General features: G+C 32.5%; 10 protein-coding genes and 3 CRISPR repeat arrays (1 of these 13 running past the window's edge). Of the genes, 2 read left to right on the top strand and 8 right to left on the bottom strand.

The window, feature by feature from the left end; all coding sequences use genetic code 11:
* Positions 1–1,348: a CRISPR direct-repeat array (repeat unit 29 nt; unit sequence GTTTTATCTGAACTATGAGGGATGTAAAC) (it extends 799 nt beyond the left edge of the window).
* 177 nt (positions 1,349–1,525) lie between these two features.
* The gene (locus OTK00_RS11340) at positions 1,526–2,818 is read right to left on the bottom strand and encodes an IS110 family RNA-guided transposase (protein WP_045168742.1); all 1,293 of its coding nucleotides are present in this window, start codon (positions 2,816–2,818) and stop codon (positions 1,526–1,528) included.
* 503 nt (positions 2,819–3,321) lie between these two features.
* Positions 3,322–5,933: a CRISPR direct-repeat array (repeat unit 29 nt; unit sequence GTTTTATCTGAACTATGAGGGATGTAAAC).
* A gap of 82 nt (positions 5,934–6,015) precedes the next feature.
* On the bottom strand, positions 6,016–6,963 hold the full coding sequence (locus tag OTK00_RS11335; RefSeq protein WP_045168612.1) for an ISNCY family transposase: 948 nt from the start codon (positions 6,961–6,963) through the stop codon (positions 6,016–6,018).
* A gap of 130 nt (positions 6,964–7,093) precedes the next feature.
* Positions 7,094–9,718: a CRISPR direct-repeat array (repeat unit 29 nt; unit sequence GTTTTATCTGAACTATGAGGGATGTAAAC).
* Positions 9,719–10,316: 598 nt separating this feature from the next.
* Here OTK00_RS11335 and OTK00_RS11330 point away from each other — a divergent pair.
* A complete protein-coding gene (locus OTK00_RS11330) occupies positions 10,317–10,616 on the top strand; it encodes a hypothetical protein (RefSeq protein WP_045168743.1) in 300 nt (99 codons plus the stop codon).
* 704 nt (positions 10,617–11,320) lie between these two features.
* Positions 11,321–11,599, top strand: coding sequence for a hypothetical protein (locus OTK00_RS11325; RefSeq protein WP_045168745.1), 279 nt, complete (start codon positions 11,321–11,323; stop codon positions 11,597–11,599).
* Positions 11,600–11,882: 283 nt separating this feature from the next.
* Here the strand turns inward: OTK00_RS11325 and OTK00_RS11320 are convergent, their stop codons facing one another.
* The 6 genes from OTK00_RS11320 to cmr3 form a co-directional block, all read right to left on the bottom strand.
* Positions 11,883–12,830 (bottom strand): ISNCY family transposase, encoded by a 948-nt coding sequence (locus OTK00_RS11320; RefSeq protein WP_045168612.1) that lies wholly within the window; start codon positions 12,828–12,830, stop codon positions 11,883–11,885.
* A gap of 481 nt (positions 12,831–13,311) precedes the next feature.
* Positions 13,312–14,349: a type III-B CRISPR module RAMP protein Cmr6 gene (cmr6, locus tag OTK00_RS11315; RefSeq protein WP_045168746.1), complete on the bottom strand. Its 1,038-nt coding sequence runs from the start codon at positions 14,347–14,349 to the stop codon at positions 13,312–13,314.
* Entirely contained in the window at positions 14,324–14,707 is a 384-nt protein-coding gene (gene cmr5 / locus OTK00_RS11310) for a type III-B CRISPR module-associated protein Cmr5 (protein WP_045168748.1), read from the bottom strand. The genes cmr6 and cmr5 overlap by 26 nt, the downstream gene beginning before the upstream one ends.
* A 1-nt stretch (position 14,708) precedes the next feature.
* Positions 14,709–15,815 carry a type III-B CRISPR module RAMP protein Cmr4 gene (gene cmr4, locus OTK00_RS11305; protein ID WP_045168749.1) on the bottom strand — a complete coding sequence of 369 codons (1,107 nt, stop codon included), beginning with the start codon at positions 15,813–15,815 and terminating at the stop codon, positions 14,709–14,711.
* Between the two features lie 24 nt (positions 15,816–15,839).
* Complete coding sequence (gene cmr1, locus OTK00_RS11300; RefSeq protein ID WP_045168750.1) at positions 15,840–17,051, bottom strand: type III-B CRISPR module RAMP protein Cmr1; 1,212 nt, start codon at positions 17,049–17,051, stop codon at positions 15,840–15,842.
* Positions 17,052–17,058: 7 nt separating this feature from the next.
* Positions 17,059–18,273 carry a type III-B CRISPR module-associated protein Cmr3 gene (gene cmr3, locus OTK00_RS11295; protein ID WP_045170062.1) on the bottom strand — a complete coding sequence of 405 codons (1,215 nt, stop codon included), beginning with the start codon at positions 18,271–18,273 and terminating at the stop codon, positions 17,059–17,061.
* Positions 18,274–18,315 lie beyond the last annotated feature (42 nt).

Below are 18,315 nucleotides of genomic sequence, written 5' to 3'. Positions count from 1 at the left end.
CTGAACTATGAGGGATGTAAACCATAGCCCTTAATGGTGACCATGATAAGTTTGTCGCTGAGTTTTATCTGAACTATGAGGGATGTAAACTTATACAAGCGACAAGAAAATATCTTAAAGACGCAGAAGTTTTATCTGAACTATGAGGGATGTAAACCTTTGTATTAATACTTCAATGCTATTACGCAAATCTAGTTTTATCTGAACTATGAGGGATGTAAACGAGTTTGTAGACGGGCAAGCTTATCTTATACTCAACAGTTTTATCTGAACTATGAGGGATGTAAACTGGGCTTTGCCGGTTGGCTTTGCCCTTGGCAATCCCCAGTTTTATCTGAACTATGAGGGATGTAAACATACTGTACCCTGCTGGACCAAGCCTTTACATGACTTGTTTTATCTGAACTATGAGGGATGTAAACTTGGGGATTGCCCGTGAGGGCAAAACAAAAAATGGGAGGGTTTTATCTGAACTATGAGGGATGTAAACTAACAACGATTGAGTGCTTATTTAACAACGATTGAGGTTTTATCTGAACTATGAGGGATGTAAACAAAAGAAAATAGGTGAGGTTAAATGTTAGAAGAGGTTAGTTTTATCTGAACTATGAGGGATGTAAACATTGCTACAGCTAATGAATTAACAAACATACTATTAAGGTTTTATCTGAACTATGAGGGATGTAAACGATACTATAAAGCAATAAATGTTTGCAAAAAACAGTTTTATCTGAACTATGAGGGATGTAAACATTGCTACAGCTAATGAATTAACAAACATACTATTAAGGTTTTATCTGAACTATGAGGGATGTAAACCTATGCTTTCTTCTCTCTGTAAATCAGAACTATATCTGGTTTTATCTGAACTATGAGGGATGTAAACCACATCAGAACAGAAGATGCTGCGTTGAAAAAATTAATGTTTTATCTGAACTATGAGGGATGTAAACTCCTAACACTATAGGCTTAAAACTAACAGTTTTAAAGTTTTATCTGAACTATGAGGGATGTAAACCGCAAATACACAGATGTCTTTACAGCTTCTGCAAGTCCGTTTTATCTGAACTATGAGGGATGTAAACAAGACAGACCTAAAAACAAAAAGAACAGGTGAGGTTAAGTTTTATCTGAACTATGAGGGATGTAAACAGAGAACGGAAGAATTAGAATACCTGCTTTCTTGAAGTTTTATCTGAACTATGAGGGATGTAAACGCTAATTGTCCTTTTGCTGTTTTTGCTGCTTTCGCTAGTTTTATCCGAACTATGAGGGATGTAAACAAAAATGTAAATATAGTTGTTATCGGTAAAAAAATGGTTTTATCTGAACTATGAGGGATGTAAACACATCAAGACCAGCTAATTAAAGTCAAGAGTTTTTTTAAAAAATTTTGACACCATTTTATGGTATAAGATTCTTTAAAGAGGGCGCAAAAAGGTAAGCCATCCATTAGAAGTTGACATAACATATGGAGGCTGAGTAGTGTTATTGTTAACTAATGTTTCGTAAACAGAACAATTGTTTATGCACTACAAACTGCAGTTTTATTAAAGTATTTTTGAATATGTTCTTCTGGAGTTCTAAGTTCAAAAGGTTTTTTATCGCGCATAACAGCAAAGATAATACAAATAATTTTTCTCATAACAGCACCTAATGCAACTTTTTTGGGCTTTTGTTGGCACTTTTTCTGATAGTATTCGAATAATACAGGATTACAAGGTTTAGAATTTCTTTTTGTTCTGATATTGGCAAGAGCAATTGTAAATAAGATTCTTCGCAAGATTTTAGAACCACGTTTAGACATTTTATTTTTTGTGCCAACAAATTGCCCCGATTGATTTACGGAAGGATCTACACCAAAGAAAGCAACAAGCTTGTTGGGTTTTGAAAATTTTTCGAAATCACCTATTTCAGCAAGGATAGTTGCAGCGGATAGAAAACCTATGCCGGGGATAGATTGAAGGAGGTTAATATTTTCCATGAGTGAAGGCTGAGATTGCGAAGATTGCTGAACAAGTTGATTTATGGCTTCAAAAATTTTGTCGATATTCTGCTGTAAATTCAGGACCATGTTAATATAGACTTTAAGCATAGTAACAGTTGCTAAGTCTGATATAGAAAAAGGTTGAAACTGTTTAGCTTTTGCGACAAGTAATTCATATTTTTCTTTGGCCCATTGATAGCTTTTTTTAGAGGTTAGCTGAATGATGGAAATAAGTTTTTCGCTGTCAGCGCCTAAGATATCGGTTGGAGTTGGGTAGTTTTCAAGTATAGCCAAGGATGTTTTAGAACAAATGTCAGGGAAGACCTCTTTGAAATTGAGCATAATTTGATCGACGACAGAAGTAAGTCTGTATTTGTAAGAGGTTAGTTCATCACTGAGGTTGTAATACTGGCGGCATAGGTTTTTCAAGCAGTCGAGGATTTCAGATGAAGGTTGTACTACAGTAGAGTCAGTAAGTCTAAAAGTTAATGCAATCCACAGGGCATCGGTTTTATCATTTTTTACTTTTCTAACTCCCGCATTTTTGATAGAATTAGATTGGATGGGATTGATAATTGAAACATCCCAGCCATTAGAAGTAAAGAAGCGGGAGAGGATTTTGTGGTAATGCCCTGTGGCTTCCATGACGATGATAGGGCGTGCTGCGAAATCCTCTTCAACTTTTTTAAGGATTTCAATAGCCCTATCAAAATCAGAGGGATTATTGTGACGGATAGTCAAGCGGGCAATTATTTCATTTGTAGGAGATATAATCACCATTTCGCTGAAATACTTGGCTACATCAATCCCGGCAATAGGTTTTAGATTCATAGCAATTAAACCTCCCTGCAAGTGATTTTGAAATTGAATTAGGGCATGAGTTTTCCATTCCGAGCAAAGGTAAGTATACAACCTTGCACGTGATGCGAGGAACCAGCTTTGATTAGGATCTAAGCTGGCCTCAACCAGCCAAATAGTTTAGACTTACCTGGAATGGAATAATAATCTTTTTCACGGGTATACGGAAAGAAGTTCCGTTCCCAGGGGGCGCGTACAGGTAAATTCCATGCCCAGATAGAAAGAATTATATCAAAGTTAGAATGGCTGGCAAGAGGCCAGCGTTAAAGTGGCTAAAGATTAGAAGCCACAAGCAGCAGGAAGAGACTTTGCGCTGCTTTCCTCTCAAAGAGGTAGTATTTGAGATGTTATTTTAAGGATGAGACTCAAAATCTTATGTTAACCGAAACTTTGGTTGTTATTTTATTAGAATTTTTTTGATGTGTCTTACGAAAATAATTATACAAGGGGGCGTGAACTATGCCCCTTGATGTTAGGTTTTATCTGAACTATGAGGGATGTAAACAAGAAGACAAGTTATATGCCTTAACTCAATGTTTTATGGTTTTATCTGAACTATGAGGGATGTAAACTCGGTTCGGACTCTCAGTTGCTCTTAAACCAATAAGAGTTTTATCTGAACTATGAGGGATGTAAACGCGGGAAAAGTGGCAATGCACAAACGTTCCTTGAGCGTTTTATCTGAACTATGAGGGATGTAAACGATCCTAACTGGCAGCAAATTAAAAGGGAAAATGCGCCAGTTTTATCTGAACTATGAGGGATGTAAACTGATATCAACTAACACATTTGAATAATTTTTGTAATCGTTTTATCTGAACTATGAGGGATGTAAACCTGATTGGGTCTGGATAGTACACTGTGAAAAATACTCGTTTTATCTGAACTATGAGGGATGTAAACTTTAGCAAAGTTACTGTTTTTGGTATAATCGCTGCAAGTTTTATCTGAACTATGAGGGATGTAAACAGTTTTTTGTGCCTGCAAACCTGTTTTGCTGCCACGAGTTTTATCTGAACTATGAGGGATGTAAACTTATACAAGCGACAAGAAAATATCTTAAAGACGCAGAGTTTTATCTGAACTATGAGGGATGTAAACCCGCTTAAACTTGAACTTTATCAAAAGATGATTTTACGTTTTATCTGAACTATGAGGGATGTAAACTATTGCCTCATCTATTCCCTTTTCTAAACGTTCTTCGTTTTATCTGAACTATGAGGGATGTAAACACTGCACTGCTGTCCACATTTCACGCCTACACTCTGCGTTTTATCTGAACTATGAGGGATGTAAACTAATCATATCCTTCTTTAAGAGTGCTTTTTACAAGCAGTTTTATCTGAACTATGAGGGATGTAAACGAGTTTGTAGACGGGCAAGCTTATCTTATACTCAACAAAGTTTTATCTGAACTATGAGGGATGTAAACGGAGGTTTCAAAGAGTATATAGCGGGATTTTCAGACGTTTTATCTGAACTATGAGGGATGTAAACGTTCGTTTTTTGTTTTTCGCACGACAAGGAAGTTTTATCTGAACTATGAGGGATGTAAACTTTCAATCCAAATTTGGATAACAAAAAAGAACAGTAGTTTTATCTGAACTATGAGGGATGTAAACGATACTTACCTTTTAGAATTTCTTCTTTTGTGAATCCTGGTTTTATCTGAACTATGAGGGATGTAAACGTTTGTAATAATTTTGTGCCACTTACTATCTCTGAAAAGTTTTATCTGAACTATGAGGGATGTAAACCAGTAACTGCTACTATACCCGCAGCTGCACACACTGCGTTTTATCTGAACTATGAGGGATGTAAACGTTACTTTCGAAAATAATTCTGTTACCATGTCCAATTGTTTTATCTGAACTATGAGGGATGTAAACATTGAAGGTAAGAAATATAGATTCGGTAAATACAAAATGTTTTATCTGAACTATGAGGGATGTAAACAAGAAAAGTAATAATCTCTTCAATTGTTAACTCTTCAAGTTTTATCTGAACTATGAGGGATGAAAACTGAATAAAACGCATCAGCATAAGTTAAGTCGCCATATGTTTTATCTGAACTATGAGGGATGTAAACAATACTTGAAGAACTAAAAGGGTTCAAAACCAAAAAGTTTTATCTGAACTATGAGGGATGTAAACGAAGCAAGGGAAAATTTGCGTAGAAGCTGGGAAATGATGTTTTATCTGAACTATGAGGGATGTAAACGCCCAAGATTGTTGAACAATTGTTCTTTGTATTTTTCAGTTTTATCTGAACTATGAGGGATGTAAACATTATCAAGTTTTCTGTAAAAGCTTATTTAAAACAAAAGTTTTATCTGAACTATGAGGGATGTAAACTGTGTCTTTGCCCAAGCTAAAAACTCACTTGCGTTTGGTTTTATCTGAACTATGAGGGATGTAAACTACACCCCGCTGCCACCCTCTATCGTCCTTCTTGTTGGTTTTATCTGAACTATGAGGGATGTAAACTTGGACGGACACTTGGTACTTATTGCCGGGCTTATATGGTTTTATCTGAACTATGAGGGATGTAAACTGGTCATTTTGTATTTCAAGTGAAGGAGGGTTCAAAGTTTTATCTGAACTATGAGGGATGTAAACTTTTTTCTATTATTTCTTCTTCAACGTTGACGTCTTCAGTTTTATCTGAACTATGAGGGATGTAAACAAGAAATACTCCCTGAAATAGTCAGAAAATTAGTAAAAAGTTTTATCTGAACTATGAGGGATGTAAACTTGTTAAAATTAAGGCCGCTGTTAAACCTGTTAAAGCGTTTTATCTGAACTATGAGGGATGTAAACGAAAACTAAACGTTATTGAACTAAATACAATTAATACGTTTTATCTGAACTATGAGGGATGTAAACTAAGGCAGATAAACCATTATTACTATCAGGTCATTTATGTTTTATCTGAACTATGAGGGATGTAAACCATTCAGTCAGTACTATGTTCCCTAATACAGCTACCTGGTTTTATCTGAACTATGAGGGATGTAAACATGAAGTAGCGTTAGATATAAGTCGTTACGGAACAGGGAGTTTTATCTGAACTATGAGGGATGTAAACCAAACTCTGTTTCTGCATTTTTAAGCTCTCTCAACTTAAGTTGTTGAATAAATAATTCTACTATTAATGTAACTATATGGGACTATAAATTATTCCATGCATATTTAAAAGAAAATTTACAGTTTTCAATTTTTTGAATATAAAGCTCTATCAAATAAGTAACCATTATCCAGTCAACATGTCTCTTATATGTTCTAAAACCTCTTAGCCGTACTTGTTCTAAATTATATTCTCCTTTCAGCTTCCCAAATAATCTTTCAATTTTTATCCTTTGCTTATATACTCTTTGTCCTTCTTTACTTCTTAAAAATTCTATGTTTTGTGCTCTCAGAATATTTTTGACATTGTTAAAATCCTTAGTATTTCTCTTATTTATACCCGCTACAAACTTTATTCCAAGTCTATCAGCCACATCAAACCACTTTGTACAATCATAACCTGCATCTGCTAATATTACATCAGGTCCAAATATCTTAGCTTCATACAAAAGTTCTACCGCTTTACTATCATGAATATTTGCACATGTCAACCACCATACTATCGGTATGACCTCATCTTCAACTGTTGCTAGCACATGTAATTTATACCCATTGTAAAAACCTAAACTAACACATCTTCCTACTCCTGCTTCTCTATCACCCCTCGAGCTTCTCAAAGGTGTAGAATCTATAGCACAAACTCTTGTCTTGGGATCTATTTCTCTTACTAAAATTCTTGCTATTGCTTCTATATATTCTTCTTCAATCATTTTAGCCCATTTTGAAAAATATGAATGATCGGGGCTCTTTTCTATTCCTATGACCTTTCTAAATTCTTCATCTTCATTTATCTTGTACTCTAATTCCCTAAAGCTGTTTATCCTATTTTTGACTTTATAAACAAAACAAGCTATTATATGGCTCAGCTTAAATTTCTTCGGTCTTCCTCTTTTGTTGTTTTTTATCTTCAATCCTAAATCTTTTATTACTTTTTCAATTGTCATAAATATCTTTAAAAATTTTTGTTTTTGTGCTTTAATAAAATTAGTCATTGCCATCCTCCTTGCTTGGGTTTTTTAGTATTCTCTTCTTAAAATTTTATCTCAAGGAGGATGGTTTTTTCCATTTATAAATTTATTACTTTTATGTCAATATGTTTTATTCAACAAGCTATCTCTCAACTGTTTTATCTGAACTATGAGGGATGTAAACTTGCTTGTGATTTTAGAAAGAAAACAATTAGTTGTTCAGTTTTATCTGAACTATGAGGGATGTAAACGTATAACCATAATTAAGTTTATCATACATACTAACATGGTTTTATCTGAACTATGAGGGATGTAAACGTTTTGTTTCTGCTTGATGAGTTTGCCAATATTGGCGGTTTTATCTGAACTATGAGGGATGTAAACAAAATTCAAAAGATCTTTTCCGCCGAAACGCAGGTATGTTTTATCTGAACTATGAGGGATGTAAACCTATATTGCGAATACTGCGGGCAGAATGTGTTAAAAAGGTTTTATCTGAACTATGAGGGATGTAAACTGTTTTTATCTTTCCCTTTTGAACACCCAGTAAAGTTTTATCTGAACTATGAGGGATGTAAACTACTTCTATGCTTTCTTCATCTTCTACTTCAAAATGTTTTATCTGAACTATGAGGGATGTAAACACTACACTAGCATCCCAACGCTTTGCCTGTACGTATAGTTTTATCTGAACTATGAGGGATGTAAACTCTTACGGTGCTAATTGAAGTTTACCGCTTCTTATCTGGTTTTATCTGAACTATGAGGGATGTAAACCAACTACTAACTTTTGAGTTTGTTGTCGACGATGATGGGTTTTATCTGAACTATGAGGGATGTAAACCTGATTGTGTTGAGTAATAATTCCCAGCCGCCCCGCCGTTTTATCTGAACTATGAGGGATGTAAACTTTCAATTCCGCATTGCTCATGATAGTTCACCTTCAAGTTTTATCTGAACCATGAGGGATGTAAACTTATTACTTTACTGATGAGTATTATTGCAACATTTATAGTTTTATCTGAACTATGAGGGATGTAAACGAATACAGGAGCGCGTTTTTTAAGAGATTACTTGGGAAAGTTTTATCTGAACTATGAGGGATGTAAACTAGCAGGAGCAGGTGCTTATGCGTTATCACAGTTGAACGTTTTATCTGAACTATGAGGGATGTAAACATTGCACTTTCTACTTCTGCTACTACTATTTTTCTTACGTTTTATCTGAACTATGAGGGATGTAAACAAATATAGTCTATTTCCTTATCAGTAAGCTCTGGATTAGTTTTATCTGAACTATGAGGGATGTAAACTGAAATAATTAATCTTCTTTATCTGTCCTTCATAAACAGTTTTATCTGAACTATGAGGGATGTAAACATATATCTTTCAGCAAATAAAATACCTGTCTTATATCCTGTTTTATCTGAACTATGAGGGATGTAAACAATTGCTGGTGAACAAGGTTAGGCTTTGCAATCTCCAAGTTTTATCTGAACTATGAGGGATGTAAACATAAAGTCGTCCATCATAAGAAGACTTGTTGTAAATAAGTTTTATCTGAACTATGAGGGATGTAAACTCTTTATTTCTTTTAATATCTGCTTTTTAACTTGTGCAGTTTTATCTGAACTATGAGGGATGTAAACTTTTTCAAATACTTTTCTGCTGTTTCTGCCATTTTGGTTTTATCTGAACTATGAGGGATGTAAACCTGTGGATTGACGTTTCAAAATATGCAGCGGCTGAACAGAGTTTTATCTGAACTATGAGGGATGTAAACGCGGGGAGAGTGTATTTAGAGGCAGCGAAGGAAGTATTGTTTTATCTGAACTATGAGGGATGTAAACCTGGAGTCATTATTGATGCAAATCTAACTCCCAAGCGTTTTATCTGAACTATGAGGGATGTAAACCTGAGCAATTATATGCTTGTTATTTTCAGCGACATAGGTTTTATCTGAACTATGAGGGATGTAAACTATATTAAGCCACCATTTGGAGAATCTGCTGATACAGTTTTATCTGAACTATGAGGGATGTAAACTAAATAATATTCGTGATAAATATAAGAGAAAAAGAAGGTTTTATCTGAACTATGAGGGATGTAAACTCGTCTTTTGGCTGTCAAGGGCAAGCTCGCTGTCGCTGTTTTATCTGAACTATGAGGGATGTAAACCCAATAAATGGTGTGTTGCCTGTAGACCAATATCTACCGTTTTATCTGAACTATGAGGGATGTAAACCTTACATAACAACAAAACACAAACAGCCGGGCTTTGAGTTTTATCTGAACTATGAGGGATGTAAACTCATTATTAATTCAAAAGATAGAATATTTTGTAACAGGGTTTTATCTGAACTATGAGGGATGTAAACTCATTATTAATTCAAAAGATAGAATATTTTGTAACAGGGTTTTATCTGAACTATGAGGGATGTAAACAATCTTAGTGCAGCTCAAATTAACAGAATGTTCAAGGAAGTTTTATCTGAACTATGAGGGATGTAAACTGATGAGATTGTTTAGACTGTCGTAATATCGCTGATAGTTTTATCTGAACTATGAGGGATGTAAACTACAAACAACACAGCAAAAATTTCTTGTGTCATAACAAAGTTTTATCTGAACTATGAGGGATGTAAACCTCTGAAAGGTGGGAGAATATGGTAGAATTCATAGGATAGTTTTATCTGAACTATGAGGGATGTAAACGAAAAAGAAATAGAGATGAAAAGATTAAGTGAGTTGGTTTTATCTGAACTATGAGGGATGTAAAACTGAGATTGAACCTAAGTTTAAACCTCCTGTTTTTGCTAGTTTTATCTGAACTATGAGCATTCCTGTAATGAACGAAAATGAGGAAAAATGAGCTGAAATGAGATTTGAAAAAATAAGGTAGCTCTTGGAAATTTGTCAATAATTTTGTGCATCTAATTTTTAGTGTAACTTGAAAAATTGTAAGATTTCGCAAGCATGGTGTTTAAAAAGAGATGCCCTATTTTTCAATTACTTTGCTTAAAATATTTATTTTAAAGCCAATTTTACAAGAATAATTATTGATTAAAAAAATATACCATAAAGGTAGATTTTTTATTCTGATATACAAATTGCAGTTTAACAGATATTCTAAAAGCTTTGTAAGAGCTGGGCAATTGAATTCAACTTGAGAGCAATACGTATTTAATACTTTGCTGGGGTTACTGTGTTTTTAGCTGCCTTAAAAATTACATCTTTTACCATTGCAATTAATTTCCTTTAATTCTTAACTTTGTAGTAGTCAAGTTTTATTTTAACTTCCGACCAGTAAATTTTTTTGAAAATAGGGTGGAGAATGTGCTAAATTAAAATAGAAACATAAAATTGGGAGGGGTAATTATGGAAAGCAAAAACAAAAAAATAAAAGAAATCAAAATAAGTTTAAATGATTTAGAACAACAGATAAAAAATTCAGAAATGATTGATGACCTCACTAAACATAAATTACTAAAATCTTTAAAAGCAGAAAAACAAAGAATAAAAAATACTCCGCCAGATATCCTGCGAAAACAATGGGAACAAGAATATCAAAACTTAGTCGGAAAAGAATTCATAATAGAAGATGTAGAAATAAATGGGAAAAAATATAGAAGGGTATATGAGGTAGACGAAAATGGGAATTTAAAGCCAATGATATGAAGAACAAAAAAATTACAAGAGTTCTGCTCTTAATTGGTAGTATCTCTATTTTTATATAATCCTGAAACGCAAAATTTATTGAAAATATAGCAAAAATTTTATCTTCCTCAAAATAGAAATGAATTGCTAAAATACGATAAAATATTTTTAAGTTATTTTAATTGCACAAAACACAAAAAATCATATAAGATGTAATAAGAAAACATACAAACTTTTACAAAAGTTTTGTCACTTTTCAAAAAACCTGTACAACTTTGCTCTGTATCGTATAATTCAGAACCCTTTTTTAATCTCAGGAATAGCTGCAAAAAGTATTGTATACTATCTTACAAAAAAGCAGCAAAAACTACAGATTTATTGCCATCAAGGGTTGCACAGAAAACACTTATTTTTTCGGTGGTTGAAGCTTTTAAATATTTTTTGAGCTTATTGAAAGCCAAAACAGAAGGAAAAGCAAAAGAGAAAGTTTTAATGCCAAAATACCTGCCAAAGGAAAATATGTACCAGAAAGTTTTCCTCAAAAAAGTTTAAGGTAGAAGAGAAAAGAAGCCTTCTGCAGTATAGAATGGAAAGTGTAAAAATAAAGATAATGAAAATGTAAAGAAGTTTTTGAGGTTACAATACATATTACAATATTTTGGAAGTAAAATTACAGTTTATATTTGAGTTATCAGAGATGTAAATAATTCTGTGGAGGTAATAACGTGGAAATTCTAAAAAGAGCTAAAATGGAAGCTGAAAGTCTTGATATTTATCAAGAGGAAGAGCCTGATTATTTTGCGGTAAGTTACTTATTAAATCTTCTTGATATTCTCCAGGAAAAACAACTGCTTGATACCCCCGAAGGTAGAGAGCTACAGAAAAAAGTTTTGAAATATGCAGATAAACTTGCACCTTTTGTAATAGGACCACCAAATGGAGAAACAGGTTGGTGGTGGTATATGGATAAGGTTGCAAGAGGGGAGTTAAAGCCCAAGATATAGTCTTTGAAATTGAACATGATTAAATCAGTATATTTTGGCTTTTGTTAGATATATAAACAAAAATAATGAGAAATTTGTGACAAACGACAAAGTGATTTGGTAAAAATCGTTTCTGCTTATGAGTAAAAATATTGTTAAAAATAGAAGGTGAGGATTAGAAGAGTAATTAATAGGGTTCCTCACCTTTCAAAGAGTATCTATATTTGTTTTAAAAAAACTTTATGTTTTCTTTATTACTAAGTTGTTGAATAAATAATTCTACTATTAATGTAACTATATGGGACTATAAATTATTCCATGCATATTTAAAAGAAAATTTACAGTTTTCAATTTTTTGAATATAAAGCTCTATCAAATAAGTAACCATTATCCAGTCAACATGTCTCTTATATGTTCTAAAACCTCTTAGCCGTACTTGTTCTAAATTATATTCTCCTTTCAGCTTCCCAAATAATCTTTCAATTTTTATCCTTTGCTTATATACTCTTTGTCCTTCTTTACTTCTTAAAAATTCTATGTTTTGTGCTCTCAGAATATTTTTGACATTGTTAAAATCCTTAGTATTTCTCTTATTTATACCCGCTACAAACTTTATTCCAAGTCTATCAGCCACATCAAACCACTTTGTACAATCATAACCTGCATCTGCTAATATTACATCAGGTCCAAATATCTTAGCTTCATACAAAAGTTCTACCGCTTTACTATCATGAATATTTGCACATGTCAACCACCATACTATCGGTATGACCTCATCTTCAACTGTTGCTAGCACATGTAATTTATACCCATTGTAAAAACCTAAACTAACACATCTTCCTACTCCTGCTTCTCTATCACCCCTCGAGCTTCTCAAAGGTGTAGAATCTATAGCACAAACTCTTGTCTTGGGATCTATTTCTCTTACTAAAATTCTTGCTATTGCTTCTATATATTCTTCTTCAATCATTTTAGCCCATTTTGAAAAATATGAATGATCGGGGCTCTTTTCTATTCCTATGACCTTTCTAAATTCTTCATCTTCATTTATCTTGTACTCTAATTCCCTAAAGCTGTTTATCCTATTTTTGACTTTATAAACAAAACAAGCTATTATATGGCTCAGCTTAAATTTCTTCGGTCTTCCTCTTTTGTTGTTTTTTATCTTCAATCCTAAATCTTTTATTACTTTTTCAATTGTCATAAATATCTTTAAAAATTTTTGTTTTTGTGCTTTAATAAAATTAGTCATTGCCATCCTCCTTGCTTGGGTTTTTTAGTATTCTCTTCTTAAAATTTTATCTCAAGGAGGATGGTTTTTTCCATTTATAAATTTATTACTTTTATGTCAATATGTTTTATTCAACAAGCTATTTATTACAAATGGACATAATTTTCTGACTTGTCCTTATTATGAACGATTAAATTTTCGTCTATTTGTTTCTATTTACTACATTTATTATCACTGCTTTAGAATTGATAAATTCTTCTGATTTTTCTTTTTGTTGCAATATTGCCAAAGATCTACAAAATATTTTTAAATATTTTTACATTATATAGATCGAAATAAATTTATTTGATTTTGTTACTTTTATCTTCATATAGTTTTCCTTATACTAAGCATTATAAAGTTGATATATAAAAATCAGTATATAATGGAAAATTTAGTTGTATTGCAATACGAGATTAATTACTCCTGTTATTATTAACAGGCTTAGAAATAGTTATTCTTCCTATTCAAACAAACCATAACCTAAACGTGTTTTTGCACCTATGCCATAAGATTTTAAGGAAGTTTCTATAATATTTCTAATAAATTTAAAATTATCTTTTTTAAACATTTCAATTAGTTCAGAATAAATATTTCCTGCCCTAAAAGATTTTATTAACTTCTCAGCGCGAAATTGATCAAAAAATACACAGAACTTAAATTCAATTCCTGGTTTTACTGTTAGAAAGTACACGGGTTGTGGATTATACCAGTCTCCAGCAGGGTTATTTTCGGGATTATTATAATATTCATAGTAATGAGAGTTTATTACATCTAAATCGAATATATCAGCTACTTCTGATAAATTTTGGGGGTATGCATCTAAAAATGTGAGTAACCCTTCAAAGTTCTGTGCACCAAATATAAGTTTGCATAATAAGATTGTTTTCTCAGTGTCATTAAGTTCTGATGATTTGTTATTTTCAAAATGAATATCCTCATTGTATAAATTCTGAAAAACATATTTTGTTAATTCATCAATCTCATTTTGAGAATTTCCTTCTTGAGATTCTTTTTTATCATAGTTTTTCAATTTTAAAGAATAAGAAACTATTTCCCAGAATGCAGTAGCCTTACATATACCTTTGACAGCGGATGAAGGTAAATAAGGGATTCCCCAAATATAATCAAGAGTTAAGGATGTTTCGAAAACATGTTCGGATCCTAAACCTACAACAAGTCTCGAAATATTTTTAAAGCTGGCATCAACTACTTTTACAAAATGATTAGAAAGCAAATGCTCTTCTATTTTTTTCATTTTATTAAATAGTTGATGCTCAATAAGGGGAAAATTATCTTTTTTTCTGCCTTTAAATAGTTGTTGAAAAAAATCTCTTTTATATTCTTGGTTTATTTCGCAAACTTTTTTCTTGCGAATTTCCACCGAAATTCCTTTAGAAAAAGCAAGAGCTAAGTTATCAAGTTCGACAATGGCTGAATGAAACTGTGGATTCGTTTGTGAATTCCACTCCGGCTTATTCCTCTTGTGTTGTTTTGTCATCTTTAATTTTCACCTCAACAATTCTTTTTAACCAGTCAGCAAGTTTAAGAGCTTCAGATGTTTTGAAAAGCAGCTCTTCATAAGTTAAATTAGTTAGATATTTAATTAGATCAATATCTCTTCCTGATTTATTTGAAAACCATTTGTTTATTATATTATAAACTTTATCATTATTCTTTTTATAAAATGTCATGGTAGCTAAAAGACCATTATTGGTTATCATAGCGGGAAGTCTTCTTATATCAGATTTAAACTTTGAAAGTTTGTCGTTATTATCTGCTAGTTGAGTTTTATTAGAGGAAGGAATTTCCTTAAAGCAAAACGATGCTATTTCTTGTTCTGTACTTTTTATACTCATTTTAACCACTTACCTCCTGCTTATCTTCAGAGTCTGAAGAATGTTTTGAAGTAGTTTTTACCTTTACAAAACCTCTTCCAAGAGTTGAATCTGCACCAAGTTGGAGAAGTCCATTGTCAAGAAGCTTTATAAGTTGATTGGCAACATCTTTAGAAAACAAATACCTGTCATCTCTTTTATCAGCTTCGTTTTCACTTCTTTCTCCCGCTGCCTCTTTTAAGATATCTAACTTTTCATTGGGAACAGAATTGCACAATTTTTCCCAATCAATAGGAGAGGAACTCAATTTGTTATATACATCGTTATCAATACCGAAAAACGGGTCGGTTGTAAAAACAAATCCGTAAAAAATACTCTCTGCAGGCAAGAGTTCTTCAGTAAATAATGCTTTATCATCAACAACACCTGTTATTTGGTCTATTCTAATCCTTGTTCTAATTTCGACTGCATATTTAACAAAAGCTGAAAAAATATCATCTGGAACTATCACTAATCTTTTTTCAAATTCTTTTGTAAGCTCATTTTCTGGGAGGATACTTTTGAAAAATCTTATAGTTTCATTAACCTCTTCAACTTCTTTAACTTCTGCAGAAAATTCAAATTCTTCTAACATGACTTTCTCTGAAGAATTCTTAATAAAGGCACTGCTGTCAAGTAATACTACTTTGTTTTGAGAAATAGGTTCTATAAAGGTTATACAGTTAATTATTGCGGTTGACACATTTTTGCTAATAGTGCCTGCGCTTTTTGCTTCTTTAAGAAATCTTTTTAAAACAAATGGACAAGAAATCCAAGCAAATATACCTTTTGCTGAACGAACAGGATAAAAAAGTATTTTTGCATCTGTGAAACTCACACATGCTGGTACTAAATTATCAGAGGTTTCTTCCTGGTCAGAACCAAAGATGTAGTTAATTTTATTTGGACTCCAATCACATCTGAATGACTTATCTCTAACCACACCTTTTATACTGCTTGACCATATAACAGGAAAGTCAGTATGCTTTTCTCTTTGAATAGGCAAATCCACATATGAAATACTCTGCCCAGATCCCATATGTATGGGAGTTTCGCAATAGTATGTGACTAAAATTGAATCTTTGAACATTTTATCACTCCTTTGTTTTATTTTTTAAAAATTGATTTTCTCAATTATTTCATATTTTTTAAGTGTAGCGATAAAAGTATCTAAAGCGTTCCATTTATTTGTTGAACATTTTATTTCGCTGTTTTGGATTTTCAAATTTATTATCATGTTTTTCGGTAAAAATTCAGACTTCATTACTATAAACAAGCTTTCAATACTATTTAAACTTGAATTTAGTAATACTTTAAACCACAAAGGTGATGCTCTTCTTTCTAACTTTTTGGTTTCTTTTGTTGAAATATATGCACTAACATTATAAGTTTTTTTTCCAATTATAAAAATCAGAGGCAAACCAAACAACGCTCTTTCTATTACTATTCCTTTTTTGACTGCTTCACTTGGATTGTTAACCGCAGAAATTAAGTTTGCATAGTCAGGTAAGTAATAATTTCTAAAAGCCATAAGTAAGCAGCCCATAAATGATAATACTTTAAAAGGATTATTTAGATTTAAATCGCTTGTTTCTAAATTTGGTACATATTTATTACTTTTTCTGTTTTTGCGTATTTCTGAAAACCATTTATTATAGGAATTTTCTAAATCTTCTTTTTTTAAATAGTATATTTCAACACTATTATTAAACAAACAGGGAATACTTTTTCTTTCTTCCGCAAACAAAGTGTTTTTTATCACTTTAAGATTATCAGGGAGCCAAATTTCTAAAGAGCTTTGAGGTTTAAACTGAAGAAAAGAATACAGTTCATCTGTGCCGTCTATACTATTAACTTTTATAGAGCCAAAGCCTCTTCTTGCCCTTGCACCAAAGTTACCAAGATTAATTGCAAGCCACACACTGCAGAAGAACTTCTTGATATCATCTTCTGTTGCTAAAGGTGAAAAGCGAAATATTAATTTGAACTGTTGGCCTGTAATAAAAGCACATTCGCGTTCGGTTCTTTGCAAAAAATTATTCAAATAATACATACCTTTAACCAGCTCAGTATCTTTCATTATATCTTTATGCCAAATGTTAATGGGAGGCAATTGTCTGACTATTATCTGCACAAGTCCTTTTCTGGCATTATTTCCACCAAAGCCAAAAATTCTTTTTTCATCTTCTAAACTTCCTCCGCCAACTCGGAACCAGTACCTAAAAAGTCCGTTAAAAGACTGGCTTCTTAATTCTAATTTTTTGGGATCACTCCCACCCATAAAAAGGGGAGTGACAACCTCACAGTGAAAGGTATATTCCCTCATTTTCTGTTTACTCCTTTCTAATCAGGACAAGGTTTGAACCAATAAAATTATTTTGAGATAAAGTACAAGCGTTCTCAGATGAGATTTCAATATCTTTTTCTGCTACTGTCCAAATTACTGTGCCAGCTGGAATTGCTTTTGAGAAAAATCTTTTGCTTTTTGATGAATACAGTGTTACATTGGGACAACCATTCATTGTCATGCTTATAGTTCTAAAACCACATCTCCTGAGCAAATCAGGCAAGAAACTACCAGATACTCCATGTGTTAAAAATAAAAACTGAACTTTTTCGCCTTTTTCTATTTTTGAAACTTTTTTGGGGATCATTGATAAACTATCATTTTCACACTTTAAAAATCCAACGATAGTATTTTCAGTTTCAAGAAGATCCTTTATTTCATCAAAGAATGAACTTTCTTCAAGCTTATAAAACACAGTTTTTGACTCGCCCCCAACTTTTAACACGTGTGGTTCTTTTTCAAAAATAGCTTTTATTTGTTCATATCCTAAATTAGCTTTTTTGAGATTTTCATCTTCAAGATCAAACTCTGCCCAAACAACAAGTGAAAACTCTTCTGCAGGTTCAGTCTTGAGTTTTTTAAAGGATACTCTGTAAACACCACTATCTTTTTCTACAGTTCCTTGTTCTGGATTTATTTTTATGCCAATTCTCTCATCGTTTTGACATATTTCATCAAGCTTGATAATGTTGTTTTTATTTTCTACTTTATTTTCTGTATTTGAAAGTTTATTTTCTAACGTTCCATCTAACCAGTGTTTTAAATATTTCATTGAGACAAACCCATTGAAGGGTTCAATTTCGGTCTCATCTTTAGTGTAAACACAAAATGTATATATTGTATTTGGCTTATTAGTATTTTGGGAAAGAAATAACTTCAGACTCATATTTTCAAATGGATTTAGTATGCAGAAAAAATCAGGTTTATCTTCTTTTCGGGCAGTGTATATATTCGAAGGTGCAGGGAAAAATAAAGTTTCTTCCTCAGAAATTGTTGTCAGTCTTTTTACAAAAGGGCCAAAGATAAACTTTATAGTCCTTGAAGACTCTATCTTAGAAAAAGTTGTAAGTCTTTGTGATATTGCTCCGGCAAGGGTGTGTGGAAACGGAGGGAAGATGGAACTTGCGTCATCTCCCCTGTTAAAAGGTTTACCACTTCCAAAAAACAGCACATCAAAGGGCTTAAATTCAAACTTTAACATCATTTTTAGAACCACCTCAGATATAATTTGTTAGAGCTGCTT

Origin of the sequence: Caldicellulosiruptor morganii, assembly GCF_026810225.1 — a bacterium.
Classification (GTDB): Bacteria; Bacillota; Thermoanaerobacteria; order Caldicellulosiruptorales; family Caldicellulosiruptoraceae; genus Caldicellulosiruptor; species Caldicellulosiruptor morganii.
This window is presented reverse-complemented; position numbering and strand designations above follow the sequence as displayed.

What these genes read in the sequence shown, in the direction of transcription:
- OTK00_RS11340 (WP_045168742.1), bottom strand. Translation starts at nt 2,818, where the DNA reads ATGAATCTAAAACCTATTGCCGGGATTGATGTAGCCAAGTATTTCAGC.
- OTK00_RS11335 (WP_045168612.1), bottom strand. Translation starts at nt 6,963, where the DNA reads ATGACTAATTTTATTAAAGCACAAAAACAAAAATTTTTAAAGATATTT.
- OTK00_RS11330 (WP_045168743.1), top strand. Translation starts at nt 10,317, where the DNA reads ATGGAAAGCAAAAACAAAAAAATAAAAGAAATCAAAATAAGTTTAAAT.
- OTK00_RS11320 (WP_045168612.1), bottom strand. Translation starts at nt 12,830, where the DNA reads ATGACTAATTTTATTAAAGCACAAAAACAAAAATTTTTAAAGATATTT.
- cmr6 (WP_045168746.1), bottom strand. Translation starts at nt 14,349, where the DNA reads ATGACAAAACAACACAAGAGGAATAAGCCGGAGTGGAATTCACAAACG.
- cmr5 (WP_045168748.1), bottom strand. Translation starts at nt 14,707, where the DNA reads ATGAGTATAAAAAGTACAGAACAAGAAATAGCATCGTTTTGCTTTAAG.
- cmr4 (WP_045168749.1), bottom strand. Translation starts at nt 15,815, where the DNA reads ATGTTCAAAGATTCAATTTTAGTCACATACTATTGCGAAACTCCCATA.
- cmr1 (WP_045168750.1), bottom strand. Translation starts at nt 17,051, where the DNA reads ATGAGGGAATATACCTTTCACTGTGAGGTTGTCACTCCCCTTTTTATG.
- cmr3 (WP_045170062.1), bottom strand. Translation starts at nt 18,273, where the DNA reads ATGTTAAAGTTTGAATTTAAGCCCTTTGATGTGCTGTTTTTTGGAAGT.